Origin of the sequence: Chelatococcus sambhunathii (assembly GCF_001418005.1) — a bacterium.
GTDB classification, from domain to species: Bacteria; Pseudomonadota; Alphaproteobacteria; order Rhizobiales; family Beijerinckiaceae; genus Chelatococcus_A; species Chelatococcus_A sambhunathii.
Genome location: NZ_LIOL01000002.1, coordinates 376689 through 390122, shown reverse-complemented (window position 1 = coordinate 390122; position 13434 = coordinate 376689). Strand labels below are relative to the sequence as shown.

Annotated in this window: 17 protein-coding genes and 1 pseudogene; 5 read left to right on the top strand and 13 right to left on the bottom strand. The window is 69.9% G+C overall.

The features are described from left to right. The first annotated feature begins 51 nt into the window (after window positions 1-51). Together ASC46_RS05385 and ASC46_RS05380 are read left to right on the top strand one after the other, a co-directional pair. Window positions 52-720: a TetR/AcrR family transcriptional regulator gene (locus tag ASC46_RS05385; RefSeq protein WP_055458257.1), complete on the top strand. Its 669-nt coding sequence runs from the start codon at window positions 52-54 to the stop codon at window positions 718-720. A gap of 183 nt (window positions 721-903) precedes the next feature. Further along, window positions 904-1356 carry a pyridoxamine 5'-phosphate oxidase family protein gene (locus ASC46_RS05380; RefSeq protein WP_019404355.1) on the top strand — a complete coding sequence of 151 codons (453 nt, stop codon included), beginning with the start codon at window positions 904-906 and terminating at the stop codon, window positions 1354-1356. A gap of 23 nt (window positions 1357-1379) precedes the next feature. On the opposite strand, the gene ASC46_RS05375 is transcribed toward ASC46_RS05380, so the two are convergent. The 11 genes from ASC46_RS05375 to ASC46_RS05330 form a co-directional block, all read right to left on the bottom strand. Continuing rightward, window positions 1380-1676, bottom strand: a complete 297-nt coding sequence (locus tag ASC46_RS05375; protein WP_055458256.1) for a hypothetical protein — start codon at window positions 1674-1676, stop codon at window positions 1380-1382. A 128-nt stretch (window positions 1677-1804) separates the two neighbouring features. Then, a complete protein-coding gene (gene soxA / locus ASC46_RS05370; RefSeq protein ID WP_055458255.1) occupies window positions 1805-2587 on the bottom strand; it encodes a sulfur oxidation c-type cytochrome SoxA in 783 nt (260 codons plus the stop codon). Next, window positions 2584-2904, bottom strand: a complete 321-nt coding sequence (soxZ, locus tag ASC46_RS05365) for a thiosulfate oxidation carrier complex protein SoxZ (protein WP_055458254.1) — start codon at window positions 2902-2904, stop codon at window positions 2584-2586. The genes soxA and soxZ overlap by 4 nt, the downstream gene beginning before the upstream one ends. Then, complete coding sequence (locus tag ASC46_RS05360; protein ID WP_055458253.1) at window positions 2901-3374, bottom strand: SoxY-related AACIE arm protein; 474 nt, start codon at window positions 3372-3374, stop codon at window positions 2901-2903. Before ASC46_RS05360 ends, soxZ begins: the two co-directional genes overlap by 4 nt. A 3-nt stretch (window positions 3375-3377) precedes the next feature. Further along, the gene (gene soxX, locus ASC46_RS05355; protein WP_245280473.1) at window positions 3378-3818 is read right to left on the bottom strand and encodes a sulfur oxidation c-type cytochrome SoxX; all 441 of its coding nucleotides are present in this window, start codon (window positions 3816-3818) and stop codon (window positions 3378-3380) included. Continuing rightward, window positions 3815-5056 (bottom strand): NAD(P)/FAD-dependent oxidoreductase, encoded by a 1242-nt coding sequence (locus ASC46_RS05350; protein WP_055458251.1) that lies wholly within the window; start codon window positions 5054-5056, stop codon window positions 3815-3817. Before ASC46_RS05350 ends, soxX begins: the two co-directional genes overlap by 4 nt. Before the next feature lie 22 nt (window positions 5057-5078). Then, complete coding sequence (locus ASC46_RS05345) at window positions 5079-5369, bottom strand: c-type cytochrome (RefSeq protein ID WP_055458491.1); 291 nt, start codon at window positions 5367-5369, stop codon at window positions 5079-5081. A gap of 39 nt (window positions 5370-5408) precedes the next feature. Further along, a complete protein-coding gene (locus ASC46_RS05340; RefSeq protein WP_055458250.1) occupies window positions 5409-7574 on the bottom strand; it encodes a xanthine dehydrogenase family protein molybdopterin-binding subunit in 2166 nt (721 codons plus the stop codon). 11 nt (window positions 7575-7585) lie between these two features. Next, window positions 7586-8053, bottom strand: a complete 468-nt coding sequence (locus ASC46_RS05335; RefSeq protein WP_055458249.1) for a (2Fe-2S)-binding protein — start codon at window positions 8051-8053, stop codon at window positions 7586-7588. Window positions 8054-8133: 80 nt separating this feature from the next. After that, window positions 8134-8298: a hypothetical protein gene (locus ASC46_RS21200; protein ID WP_019404345.1), complete on the bottom strand. Its 165-nt coding sequence runs from the start codon at window positions 8296-8298 to the stop codon at window positions 8134-8136. 139 nt (window positions 8299-8437) lie between these two features. Further along, window positions 8438-8821 carry a c-type cytochrome gene (locus ASC46_RS05330; RefSeq protein ID WP_055458248.1) on the bottom strand — a complete coding sequence of 128 codons (384 nt, stop codon included), beginning with the start codon at window positions 8819-8821 and terminating at the stop codon, window positions 8438-8440. Between the two features lie 332 nt (window positions 8822-9153). Here ASC46_RS05330 and ASC46_RS05325 point away from each other — a divergent pair, with 332 nt between their 5' ends. Further along, window positions 9154-9876 carry a response regulator gene (locus ASC46_RS05325; protein WP_055458247.1) on the top strand — a complete coding sequence of 241 codons (723 nt, stop codon included), beginning with the start codon at window positions 9154-9156 and terminating at the stop codon, window positions 9874-9876. Continuing rightward, a complete protein-coding gene (locus ASC46_RS05320) occupies window positions 9873-11294 on the top strand; it encodes an ATP-binding protein (RefSeq protein ID WP_055458246.1) in 1422 nt (473 codons plus the stop codon). The genes ASC46_RS05325 and ASC46_RS05320 overlap by 4 nt, the downstream gene beginning before the upstream one ends. Before the next feature lie 11 nt (window positions 11295-11305). Here ASC46_RS05320 and ASC46_RS05315 read toward each other — a convergent pair whose 3' ends face one another. Together ASC46_RS05315 and ASC46_RS05310 are read right to left on the bottom strand one after the other, a co-directional pair. Continuing rightward, on the bottom strand, window positions 11306-11800 hold the full coding sequence (locus tag ASC46_RS05315) for an isoprenylcysteine carboxyl methyltransferase family protein (protein ID WP_055458245.1): 495 nt from the start codon (window positions 11798-11800) through the stop codon (window positions 11306-11308). Next, window positions 11797-12843 carry a type III polyketide synthase gene (locus tag ASC46_RS05310; RefSeq protein WP_055458244.1) on the bottom strand — a complete coding sequence of 349 codons (1047 nt, stop codon included), beginning with the start codon at window positions 12841-12843 and terminating at the stop codon, window positions 11797-11799. The genes ASC46_RS05315 and ASC46_RS05310 overlap by 4 nt, the downstream gene beginning before the upstream one ends. A gap of 339 nt (window positions 12844-13182) precedes the next feature. Here ASC46_RS05310 and ASC46_RS05305 point away from each other — a divergent pair. Beyond that, window positions 13183-13401: pseudogene (locus tag ASC46_RS05305) on the top strand (hypothetical protein); the annotation flags it as partial. Window positions 13402-13434: the final 33 nt, after the last annotated feature.

The following is a 13434-nucleotide window of genomic DNA, read 5'->3' as shown; positions in this document are numbered from 1 at the left end:
ATAGGGGGCGGGGCGCGTTGTGTATATTCACTGGCCGGTATACATTGGGCCATGGGCGAAAGGTCGGTGACGACGCGCGAGCGCATCATCAAGGCGGCGGTGAAGCTCTTCCACGGCGAAGGGATCCGCGCCGTCAGCGTCGATGCCGTCGCAGCGAAGGCCGGCGTCACCAAGCGCACGCTCTACTATCACTTCCGCAGCAAGGACAATCTGATCGCGGCCTATCTGGAGACCCGCGACCAGCCCAATCTCGTCGTGTTCAGGCAATGGTTCGACGAGGCCAAGGGCGATGTAGCCGACCGAGTGGAGGCGATCTTCCAGAACCTCGCCCGCTCGGCGCGCCACCCGAAGTGGAAGGGCTGCGGCTTCCTGCGCACGTCGGTGGAGCTCATCAACATGCCGGGCCACCCGGCCATCGTCGCCGGCCGGGCGCACAAGAAGCGGGTGGAGGACTGGCTGTGCGGCGTGTTCGTGGAGGCCGGCATCGAGGGACCGGATGCCCGGCAGCTCGCGCGGCAGGTCATCCTGCTCATCGACGGGGCCTTCTCCGTCGTGCTGCTCCACCGCGATCCCGGCTATATGGAGGCAGCCGGCGCGGCGGCGGCCAGCCTGGTTCGGGCAAGGCTCGCCACCGGCCGCGAGAAGGACAGGCCGAATGGCGCCCCGACGGCTACAGGAGACCAGGATAGCGAAGGCGACGCCCGCGACGAAGATGCTTGAAGAGGTGGGCATCGCCTTCACGCCGCACAGCTACGCCCACGATCCCTATGCCGAGTGCCCGCGTGGCGCGGGTGATCAGCTGATGCCGCGAGCCGCACGTTCCTGTTGATGCCGGTCAAGGCGGGAGGCGGCGCGGCCGTTACGCTCGTTCTCGCCGGTGCTCTTCAGCGCGGGAGGCGATCGATGGACGAAGCGATCAGGAAGACGATACTGGCCTTGCTCGACGAGCATCGCATCATGACGGTCGCCACGCTCAGGCCGGACGGCTGGCCCCAGGCGACGACGGTCGGCTATGTGAACGACGGCCTCACGCTCTATTTCCTCTGCGGACCCGACAGCCAGAAGGCGGCGAACCTCGCCGCCGACGACCGCGTGTCGCTGACGATCGACCACGACACGTCGGACCTGATGGCGATCTCGGGTCTCTCCATGGCGGCCCATGCCCATCCCGTGACGGATCGGGCCGAAGCCGAGAAGGTTCTCGGCCTCCTGCCGCTGAAATATCCCGAGCAGGGGCCATTGCCGTTTCCCATGCCGACGCCCGACGACGTGCGCATCTTCCGGCTGACGCCGACAGTCATCTCGGTGCTCGACTATTCCAGGGGCTTCGGGCACACGGACCTCGTCACCTGCTGACGGGGCCGGCGGGCGCAGTCTCCTCAGATCGTGAGCGGGGACCGGCCCTCGCACGACCATGACAGGAGTTCCTGCTTGTTCGGCGCCGGCCGCCAGCTCTCGTCGGTCTTGGCGGGGCCGAAGAAGCTCGCCGGCTCCGCGTGGGCCGGGCTCCAGTCGCTCTTGGGGCCCGCGAAGAGACCAACGACGAAGAGGACGGCGACGCTGAGGAGAACGAGCGTGTTGAGCACGGTGTCGACGGGATTGGCGGCGAGATGGTCGCTGATCTCGGACCAGCTCGCGAACGCCTCGTCGTCGTGAAAGGGCAGGCGGCTGCTCATGACGGCTCCTCGGTGATGAAGCGGCCGCATTGTCGGCGCCTGCCGTCGCAGAACTTTGCCCGTCAGGGGCCGATTTTGTCACAGGACGTGTCGGCTCCCGGGCTTGCGACATCTCGACAAACATTTCCTCAGGGGCGCACGCCCGGCGTCTCCAGGGGCAGGCCCGCCGCGCGCTCCATGAGATAGAGCTCGAGCTCGACGATCTCCGGCGCGCCGAAGGCGAAGGCTTCCGCGCGCACGCCGATCATACAGTTGCGCAGGCGCCGCTGCAGGGAGCCGACGGCCTGCCATTCCAGCCGGTAGAGCGGATAGGCCGTCGGGTGGCCCTGGGGCATGACGCTGCCGCCGAGCCGCTCGCCCGAGCGCGCGTCGTGGCAGGAGGCGCAGGAGAGGTCGAGCTGGCCGATGCGCCGTTCGTAGAGCCGGCGGCCGTTGTCGCGGAACGGGGCCAGCCGCTCGTCCTGCGGCGGGCTGATCGGCATGCCGCGCGACTGGTGGGCGACATAGGCCGTCAGCGCGATGAGTTCCGGGCTCTCGTGCGGCAGGGGCGATGCCTCCTGCCGCGTCCGGCGGCACTCGCCGATGCGGCCGGCAAGGTCGATGGGGCGTTCGCTTCTTTCGTCGAACGCAGGGTAGCGGGCGGCGACGCCGCGCATGCTTGTCGCCGCCTCGCCGTGGCAGCCGGCGCAGCTGCGCCCGTTCGCGCCTTCCGGGCGGTTCCACAGCTGTTCCCCGTCGAGGACGGCGAACATGCCGGGATTGCTCATGTCGTCCGCCTGCATGGCGCGGTTCTCGGGGCTCATGAAGTCGGCGCCCGAGCGCTTGTCGACCATGTCGCCGGCGGGCGCCGAGGAGCCGGCAAGGCAGGCGGCAAGGAGGCCGACGAGGAGACGCGGCGCGCGCCCCGTCATGTCACCGTGATCTCCGTCTCGGCCGTGCGCGTCTCGCCGTCATCGCCGGTCCAGGCGAAGGCGATGGTGCCGCTCTCGGTCGCAACCGCGGTGAAGGCGAGATAGGGATTGGCCGCGATCGCGGGGAAGAGGTCGGCGGAGAAGATCTCCTCGCCGTTCCAGGTGCAGACGAAGCGGTTGATGATATCGCGCGGGATCGCCTTGCCCATGGTGCCCGTGCGGAAGCCGGTCTCCATCGGATGGGCGAGCATGGCGCGGATCTCGACGATCTCGCCGCGGCGCGCCGTCTTCGGCGCATTGATGAGGGCGCGGGTCATAGGAGGTCCTCGACGCAGGCCGCCAACGTCACGATCACGTCGGCGCGATGCGACCAGAAGCTGCCGTCGCTCATCTCGGCGATGGCCGCCACGGTCTGGGAGGTGGCGAGGCGGATGCGCGTGGCGACTTCGGCTCGCCCCGTCCGTGGGCCGATGTGGAACACCGCGACATCCGCCTGCGGGTTCTTCTCGTTGAACAGGGCGATGCGCCGCACGTGGTCGGTCTCGCTCATCGGGCTCTCGACCTTGACCGAGAGACCGACCGCATTGCCGTTCTCGACGAGCGGCGGCACCGCGAGCTGCACCCGCCCAGTCTTCACGTCGGCACCGCCGGTGAAGGTGCGGATGGCCTCCTCCAGCGTCGGGCGGGCGCGGGCAGCGCGCGGCGCGACGAGCGTCAGGGCCAGCACGGCACTGCCGGCGACGAGATCGCGCCGGCGGAGGCCGCTGGTGGTCGCTTTGTCCCGCATGGCTCACTCCTTCAGCGTGACGAGGAAGGCGACGACGTCCTCGATCTCCTCGGCCGTCAGGATCGGCCGGTCGCGGAACGAGGCGGCGACCCGCGTGAGTCCGTCGGTGCGATAATAGGCCGGCATGATGCTGTCGGGGACGAGCCGTTTCATGTCGACGATGCGCAGGCGGATCTGCCCTTCGCTCAGGCGGCTGCCGGCGCCGGCGAGCGCCGGCGCCAGGGTTCCCTGCAGGTGCGGATCGGGCAGGGGAGCGGCATGGCAGAGCACGCACAGGCTCCTGTGCCGGTCCATGACGAGGCGCCGGCCGTTCTCCGCATCGCCGGGGCGGCCGGTGAGGGAGCGGGTGATGGCGTCCCCCTCCACCACGTAGGGCCGCAGCGGCTCGGCCGCCGCAGAGGGGGCGAGCATCGCAAGCACGCAGAGGCCGTTCCACCACCTCATCCGAAGACTTCGCCCGTGATGGTGTCGAACCAGGCTTCCGCATAGGCCGCCTCGCTGGCGCGGACATCGGCGGAGGCATCGAGCGGGCTCACGCCGCCGGCGCCCGCGACTTCGGCGAGAAGGCCCTCGCGCGGCTCGTAGACGCCGGCGATGGAGATGCCGTAGTCGGGCGCGGCGAGGCTGTAGCAGGTGTTGATGAGCTTCGGCGCAGCCGGCTGCCCGCCCGCAAGCAAGGTGGCAACGGCAGCGGCGCAGGCCTTGGCCTGGGCATTGGCCGAGAAGGCGGATTTCGGCATGGCGCCGGCGATGGCCGCATCGCCGATGACGTGGATGCCGGGCCGGAGCCGGGATTCGAAGGTGACGGAATCGATCGGGCACCAGCCGGTGCGGTCGGCGACGCCGGCGGCCGCGGCGATGGCGCCGGCGCGCTGGGGCGGGATGACGTTGGCGACGGCCGCCTGGTGGCTGCCGAACTCGGTCGTCAGCGTCTTCGTTGCGGCGTCGACCTCCGTCACCCGGCCGCCGAAGGACAGCGAGACCCATTCGATCAGGCCCGGATAGAGCTGCTCCCAGGCCTCCTCGAAGAGGCGCTGCTTGGAGAAGCTATCCTTGGCGTCGAGGATGAGGAGCTTGGAGCGTGGCTTGTGCGCCTTCAGGTAATGGGCGACGAGGCTCGCCCGCTCGTAGGGGCCGGGCGGACAGCGGAACGGATTGGCCGGCGCCGCGATGACGACGAGGCCGCCGTCGTCCATGGCTTCGAGCTGCCGGCGCAGCAGCGCCGTCTGCTCACCAGCCTGCCAGGCATGCGGCATCACCTCCGCGCCCGAGGCGCCATAGCCGGGGATCGCGTCGAGCATCAGGTCGATGCCGGGCGCGAGGATGAGGCGGTCGAAGGCGAGGCCGGAACCGTCGTCGAGCCGCAGCCGGCGGGCTTCGGCATCGATCGCGGTTGCGCTCGCGGCAACGACGTCGATGCCGTCGCGCTTCATGCCGTCATAGCCGAAATACTGGGCGTCGAGGTCGCGCAGGCCGGCGAGGACGGCGTTGCTGAATGGACAGGCGGTGTAGCGGGCCTTGGGTTCGACGAGCGTGACGCGGATATCCGCGCCCTGCCGTTTCAGCGCACGGGCCGCGCTCGCCCCCGCGAAGCCGCCGCCGACGACGGCCACATGGGGCGGGGCCTGGGCGAGAACGCGCGGGGCCGCGAGCGCGGCAGCGCCGGTGGCGAGCCCGGCCACAACGGTCCTGCGGCTGAGCGTGCTAAGGCCCGGCCGCGATCCACTCGGCGATGGCGCGCGCTTCCTCATCCGAAAAGCCCTTCGCAATTCGATCCATGACGGTGGCCGGCCGCTCGCCGTTGCGGAAGGCCGCCATGGCGTCCGCGATCTCGGCGGCGGGCCGGCCGGCAAGGCCCGGGACCGGGCCGTTGCCCGCGGGCGCGTGGCAGCCCGAACAGGCGGTGGCGCCGGCCGGTGCCGGCAGCGGCGCCCTCTGGGCCGCGTGGGGGCTTGCGGCCCAGAGGGCGGCGAGGAGGGCAAGCCCTCCACGCATCAGGCGGCGATGGCGCGTGGTGGCCACGGACGCCACCGCTCACACGAGCGAGTGGTTCTTCAGCGGCAACTGGCGGATGCGCTTGCCTGTGGCCGCGAAGATGGCGTTGAGCACGGCCGGCGCGGCGACCGCGATCGTCGGCTCGCCGACGCCGCCCCAGAAACCGCCGGAGGGCATGACGATGGTCTCCACCGCCGGCATGTCTGCCATGCGCATCACCTCGTAGGTGTCGAAGTTCTCCTGCTCGATGCGTCCGCCGTTCACGGTACATTCGCCATAGAGGCAGGCCGAGAGGCCGTAGACGAAGGAGCCTTCGACCTGGCGCTCGATCTGGGCCGGATTGACGGCGTGGCCGGGATCGGTCGCCGCGACGATGCGATGGATCCTGAGCCGGCCGTCCGTGACCGAGACCTCCGCCGCCGCCGCCACATAGCTGCCGAAGCCCATGATCTGGGCAAGGCCGCGGTGGCGACCCTCGGGCGCCGGCTCATCCCAGCCGATGCGCTCGGCCACCGCATTGAGCACGGCGAGATGCTTCGGATGGTTCGCCATCAGCTTGCGGCGGAAGGCGAGGGGGTCCTGCCCCGCCGCATGGGCGAGTTCGTCGAGGAAGCATTCGAGGTAGATGGCGTTCTGGTTCAGGTTGACGCCCCGCCAGAAGCCGGGTGGCACCGGCGGGTTGCGCATGGCGTGGTCGATGAGCAGGTTCGGGATGGTGTAGCCGAGATGCCCTTCCGGGCTGTCGACCGTGAGCCCCTGGAAGATGAGCGGATCCATACCGTCCTGCATGCGCTGGGGCATGACGGCCGCCAGGATCGATTGGCCCGAGATGCGCATGTGCAGCGCTGTCAGATTGCCATCGGCATCGAGCGCGCCGGTGAGCCTGCCCTGCGTGACGGGGTGGTAGCGCCCCTGCAGCATGTCCTCCTCGCGCGACCAGATGAGCTTCACCGGCGTGCCGGGGAACTCCTTGGCGATGTGGACGACCTGCGTGACGTAGTCCTGCATGCCGCGCCGGCCGAAGCCGCCGCCGAGGTGGATCTTGTAGACCTCGCACTGGTTGACCGGCAGGCCGGAGGCCTCGGCCGCCGCGGCGAGGCTCGCCTCGCCGTTCTGCGTCGGCACCCACACCTCGCATTTCTCGGGGGTGTAGAGAGCCGTGGCGTTCATCGGCTCCATGGTCGCGTGGTTCTGGTAGGGGAAGCCATAGACGGCCGAGACCATTCGCGCCGCGCCGGCAAGCGCCTCGCGCGCATTGCCGCGCTGGTGGCCGATAAAGGCCTCGTCCGCATCGAGCCCCTCTTCGAGCATGGCGGCGATGGTGGCGCTGGTGACGCCCGTGTTCGGGCCCTCGTCCCAGACGATCGGCAGGGCGTCGAGCGCCGTCTTGGCGCGCCACCAGGTGTCGGCGACGACAGCGAGCGCGGTCTCGCCAACCTGCACCACCTTGCGCACGCCGGGCATGTCGGCGACGGCCGCCGCGTCGAAGCTCTGGACTTTGCCACCGAAGACCGGGCAGGCCTTGATGGCGGCGTTCAGCATGCCGTCGAGCTGGAGATCGGTGCCGTAGATCTGCTTGCCGGTCAGCTTGTCGGCCGTGTCGAGCCGCGGCAGCGGCTGGCCGGCGATGGTCCAGTCCTTCGGGTCCTTCAGCGTCACCTCGGCGGGAGGCGTCATGCGGCCGGCCGCGTCCGCCACCTTGCCGTAGGTGGTCGAGCGGCCGCTCGCGGCATGGGTGATGGTGCCCTTGTCGGTCGTGCATTCGCCGGCCGGCACGCCCCAGTCGGCGGCTGCGGCGGCGATCAGCATCTGCCGGGCGGCGGCGCCGCCCTGGCGCACGTAGTCGTGCGATTCCCGGATGCCCCGGCTGCCGCCGGTCGAGAAGTTGCCCCAGACGCGGCTGCGGGCGAGGTTCTCGCCGGGCGTCGGATATTCGGTGGTCACCCGCGCCCAGTCGCAATCGAGCTCCTCGGCGACGAGCTGGGCGAGGCCGGTGAGGGTGCCCTGGCCCATCTCTGAGCGGGCGATGCGGATCACCACGGTCTCGTCCGGCTTCACCACCACCCAGGCGTTGATCTCGGGCGCGGCGTCGGCGGCGAGCGCTTTGCCGGGTAGGGGCAGGTGGAAGCCGAGGGAAAGGCCCCCGAGGGCGGCCGCAGAGCCGACGAGGAAATTGCGGCGCGATACGCTCTGAACGATCGTCATGGTTCGCCTCCTCAGCCGTTGCTCGTGGCGCTGCCGTCGGCCGCGGCCTTGATGGCGGCCCGCACGCGGTTGTAGGTGCCACAGCGGCAGATGTTGGTGATCTCGGCGTCGATGTCGGCGTCGGTCGGGCTCGGGTTCTGGGCGATGAGCGAGGCGGCGGCCATGATCATGCCCGCCTGGCAGTAGCCGCACTGCGGCACGTCGAGGGCGAGCCAGGCCTTCTGCACGGGGTGCGAGCCGTCGGGAGACAGGCCCTCGATGGTGACGATCTGCTGCTCGGGCTCGATCGCGCTCACCGGCATGACGCAGGAGCGGGTGGCGACGCCGTCGATATGGACCGTGCAGGCGCCGCACTGGGCAACGCCGCAGCCGTATTTGGTGCCGGTCAGCCCGGCCTGTTCCCTCAACACCCAGAGCAGGGGCGTATCGGGCTCGACGTCGATGTCACGCTGAGTGCCGTTGATGGTCAGGCGGGCCATGGAGGAACTCCTTCGGGCGAAAGGGCGGAGGGCGCCGGCACGCGCCGGTGGGCGACAAGCGCGTGCCGGCCGAGCCGCGATCAGCTCTTCTTGTCGGCCGTGGAGGCCGCGGCGGACTGGGCCGGCGCCTCCTTGTCCACGCCGGCGGACGCCTGCCAGGCGCAGCCCTGCCCCTGGGCAAGGGCTCCGGTGGCGAAGGCGGCGAGCCCGAGGGCGGCGACAGCCGCTGCGATGTGCTTCATCATGGGTTCCTCCAGGGTTGACGAGAGAAGCCTAGGGCGCAGCTGTCGCAGAACGTTGTCTCTGCCGACGGCTTTGTCGCGGCCTGTCACGGAATGGGCTCCTCGACACATTCCGTTACATTCAGCGGCCGCGTTCGCGGGTTCACTTCGCCGCCGGCAGGTCGCGCAGATAGGCGATGACGGCGGCGCGCTCGCTGTCGTTGCGCAGGGCGACCGTCATCGTGGTGCCGGGCACGCGCCCGCGCGGGTCCGCGAGATAGCTGTCGAGCGTGGCCTCGTCCCAGACGATGTCCGCCGCCTTGAGCGCCTGCGAATAGCGGGCGCCGTCGATGCTGCCCGCATCGCGGCCGAGGACGCCGGCGAGGTGCGGGCCGATGCGGTTCTGCCCGGGGTCGGTGCTGTGGCAGGAGGCGCAGCGGGTGCGGAACAGCCGCTCGCCGTCGGGGGCGGCCTGTTGCGCCGCGGCGGGAAGCGGCACGAGGAAAAAGGGAGTAAGGGTGGCGATGGCGATCCTTCGCGCGATCATCCGTTTCCTCTCGCGATTCATGCAGGTGCGCCCGGATACCGGGCTTGGGAGACGCGGCCGCGAGGGAAAGACTGGATGGCGGCCGCCGATCGATGGCCGCAGGATGGGCAGGGCTTGTCGCAGAACTTTGCCGCGGGCCCGCCCCTTTTGTCGCGAAATGTATCGCTGGCCACGGGTCGCAGGAGCTGCCCGGCACGCACAGCGGAGTGCCGGCTGATTGCTGCCGGCGCCTGGCCCGGATCCGCTGCCGGGCGCCTGCGGGTACATTCTGTTACACTTTTTTCGAGCGCGGCAGCAGCCGGCTAACGTATCTAGGGGGCGTGGAGCGCTCCATGGAACCGACACCGCACATCGCCGTCGTCGACGACCATCGCGACATCCGTGATCTCGTCGGCAAGTACCTCGCCCAGCACGGCTATCGCATCAGCGTGGCCGAGAACGCGACTGCGCTGCGCCGGCTGCTCGAACGCGGCGCGCCGGATCTTGTCGTGCTCGACATCATGATGCCGGGCGAGGACGGGCTCAGCGTCTGCCGGCATCTACGCAGCACCACCGACCTGCCGATCATCCTCCTCACGGCCATGGCAGAGGAGACGGACCGCATCATCGGCCTCGAGATCGGCGCCGACGACTATCTGACGAAGCCGTTCAACCCGCGCGAGCTGCTCGCCCGCATCAAGGCGGTGCTGCGGCGCGTCAACAGCCTGCCGCCGCAGCGGCGCGACCGGTTGCAGGCGCGCACGCTCCGTTTCGACCGGTGGGTCCTCAACGTCGGCCGGCGAGAGATCGTGGGCGAGGATGGCGTCGCGGTCGCCCTGAGCACGGCCGAGTTCCGCCTGCTCAAGGCTTTTCTCGATCATGTCGGCATGGTCTTGAGCCGTGACCAGCTGCTCGACCTCACCGTGGGACGCGCCGCGGAGAGCTTCGACCGCAGCATCGACAACCAGGTCAGCCGCCTGCGCAAGAAGATCGAGGCCGATCCGAAGAACCCTATGCTGATCAAGACCCATTGGGGGGGCGGCTACAGTTTCGCCGCCGAAGTGGAGGAGGCATGAGCCGCTTGTGGGCGCGCAGCCTCGCTGCCCAGATCATCGTCCTGATGCTGCTGGCGCTCGCCTTGTCGCAGGGGATCGGCTTCCTGATCTCCTGGGACGAGCGCAGCCAGGCGCTGAAGGCCGCGGCCAAGAGCGAGTTCCTGAGCCGTGCCGCCTCGCTCGCCCGCGTGCTCGAGGCAACGCCCGCTTCGCTCAAGGACGATATCCTGAGCGCCAGCGCCACGGCCTATACGCGCTTCTGGATCTCGGGCGACGAGCCGGCGGACACGCTCGCTTGGCAGCGCGACGCGCAGGTGCGGCTCGCCACGCCCTTGCCGACACTGATGCGCCGCCCGAAGGCGCTGCCGGCGCCGCAAGGCGTCGAGGAGGCGAGGGCGGGCAACATCGCCGCCATCGCCGCAGACGCGCCGGGCCCCTGGGTCAACCTGCCGGCCCATGCGTGGCCACTGTCGCGGCCGGCGAAGTTTCTCTATTTCGACGACGGCAATGGCATGGGGCTTGCCGTGGGGCTCGATACCGGCACCTGGCTCAACGCGGCCTACGCCAAGGCCATGCCGGGCTCGATCTGGACCTCGCAATCGATGGTCTCGCTCGCCATCACCGCCGGCGTGCTGTCGATCATCGCGATGTTCGTCGCGCGCGGCATCGCCCGGCCGATGCGCCGGCTCGCCGTTGCGGCGGAGGCTCTCGGGCGCGGGGAATCCGTGCCGCCGCTGCCGGAATCCGGGCCGGACGACATCCGCCAGACGGCGGTTGCCTTCAACCGCATGCAGGAGCGCCTGCAGCGCTTCGTCGAGGATCGCACGCGCATGCTCGCGGCCATCGGCCACGACCTGCGCACGCCTCTCACGTCGCTCAGGCTGCGCGCCGAATTCGTCTCCGACACCGAGGTGCAGGAGAAGATGCTGAACACGATCGGCGAGATGCAGACCATGACGGAGGCGACGCTCGCCTTCGCCCGCGAGGAGGCGACCGTCGAGGCGACGCGCACGGTCGATCTCTCGGCGCTGGTGGAAAGCCTGTGCGACGACCTCGCCGAGCTTGGCCAGGACGTCACCTTCGTCGACGGCGCGCGGATCCGCTATCGCTGCCGGCCCGACGCCCTGCGCCGCGCCATCCGCAACCTCGTCGAGAATGCCGTCCGCTACGGCGAGCGCGCGCGTGTCCACCTCGACCGCTCGGCCGAGAACATCGATATCGTCATCGAGGACGACGGGCCGGGCATCCCGCGCGAGGATGTCGAGCGCGTCTTCGCCCCCTTCTTCCGCATGGAGCGCTCGCGCAACCGCGAGACGGGCGGGGTCGGCCTCGGCCTGTCGATCGCCCGCGCCATCGCCCGCCATCACGGCGGTGACGTCGTGCTCACCAACCGCCAGCGCGGTCTCAGGGCGGTCATCAGCCTGCCGCGGGTCGGCTGAGGCAGCCGCCGTCAGGCGACCGAGCGCAGGGCGGCGTTCTCGGCCCGGATGCGGATGGCGAGAACGGCGGCGTTGAGCAGCGAGAAAACGAGCGCATACCAGCCGAGGCCAAAGACGAGCGGAAGTACGGCAATCTCGGCCGCGACCACCGCATAGTTCGGATGCGCCATGAAGCGGAAGGGCCCGGAGCGGACGAGCGGCTTCCCGGGGGGCAGGACGATGATGCGCGTCGTCCATCGCTCCCCGAGCGTCGCGATGATCCAGAGGCGCAGCCCCTGCAGGACAAGGAAGAGGGCAAGCAAGGGCAGTGCGACCGGGGCGTCGTGGGCGAGGAACCAGAGCCCCGCGAGCCAGGCGGCATGCAGCAGCACGATGAGCGGATAATGGCCGGCCGCGTGCTCCCGGCCGCCGCGGGCGAGGAGGCGGCGCGTGTTGCGCCGGGCGAGCCAGAGCTCTCCGAGCCGCTGGGCGGTGACGAGGGCGAGGATGATGATCGCCGGCGTCATGCGGCGCGCAGCGCGACGCAGCTTGCCGAAAAGCCCGGTCCCATGGAGGTGAGGGCGGCGCGCGACGGCAGGCCACGGGCGAGGATGCGCTCCAGCACGAAGAAGACGGTGGGGGCGGACATGTTGCCATAATCGGCGAGGACATCACGCTCCGCATCGAGGCTGCCGGGAGCGAGCCCGAGGGATGCTTCGAGCGCCGTGACAACCTTGGCGCCGCCCGGATGGCAAATGAATCGGTCGATGTCCGCAAGTGCCAGGCCGCCGCGCGCCAGGACGGCACCGATGGCGGCGGCGGCATTCTCCTCGGCGAAGGGCGGGATCGAGCGGTCGAAGATGACCCCGAGGCCCTCCGTCTCGACCTTCCAGCCCATGATGTCGAGCGTGTCCGGCCAGGTATGCTGGCCCGAGGCCTCGATGACAGCCAGGCCGTCCCGGTCCGCGGCGAGGACGCAGGCAGCCGCCCCGTCGCCGAAGAGGGCGGTGGCGACGATGTTTTCCTTCGTCAGCTTGTCGAGCCGGAAGGCGAGGCTGCAGAGCTCGACGGTCACCATGAGCACGATCTCGCCGGGGCGGGAGCCGGCAAGGCGTGCCGCCACCGATAGGCCCGAGGTGCCGCCGGCGCAGCCGAGACCGAAAAGTGGCACCCGTTCGATATCCGGCCGCAGCCCGAGCCGCCCGGCGACACGGGCCTCGAGCGTGGGCGTGGCGATGCCCGTCGAGGAGACGGTGACCACGGTGCCGACATCCTGTGGCGTGATTCCGGCCCTCGCGAGCGCGGTCGCCGCGGCTTCCACGAAAAGGTCGCAGGCCATGTCGAGATAGGCCGCATTACGCTCGGCCCAGCCGCGCGGTTCGAGGAACCACTGGAGGGGCCGCGTGACGTGGCGCTTGGTGATGCCCGCCGTGTGGAAGACTGCGGCGAGCGGCGCAAAGTCGGGCATCTGCGGGGCGAAGACCTCGCAGGCGGCGCGCGCGATCTCCTCCTGGGAGAGGGTGTAGGGCGGGACGGCGGTGGCGGTCGACAACAGGCTGACATTGGCCATGGCGGACTCCGGTCACCCGTTGCCGAGCGTTGATCGCGGCGAGGCTCGGCGCCTATTCGGCCGGATGTCCCTGGGGAGCTTCCCGGGAAGCTTACTGGGACAGCGCCGTGCGAGCCGGTGACGCCGACGGCCATCGCGAGGCAACCCGCGCGAATATAGACGTTCACGCCTGTCCGGACGAGGACGGCGAGATGGCCGGGGCCGCGCGCCCAGACGATGCATCCGACGTGCACGGCGCACCTCGGCAAGCTCCACCAGCCCGCAGCGCGGGCGAGGACCCCGATAACGCCACCGCCGACGAGCAGCCAATAGACCCTCGCGCCCAGAAGGGATCCTGGGTACATGGCCGACTACCTGATGCCGGTGAACCTCGACATCCCGCACCTGGAAGCGCATTTCGTCGACGAGGTCGACCCGCACGTCAATCCGCCCGGGGTCAAGGGGATCGGGGAGATCGCCTTCGTCGGCATGGCCCCGGCCATCGCCAATGCCATCTTCCACGCGACGGCATCCGTGCGCAACCTGCCGGTCCGCATCGAGGACGTTTTGGCCTCCTAGCGTGACAGGGGCCGGCATGCGCCGACCATGTCG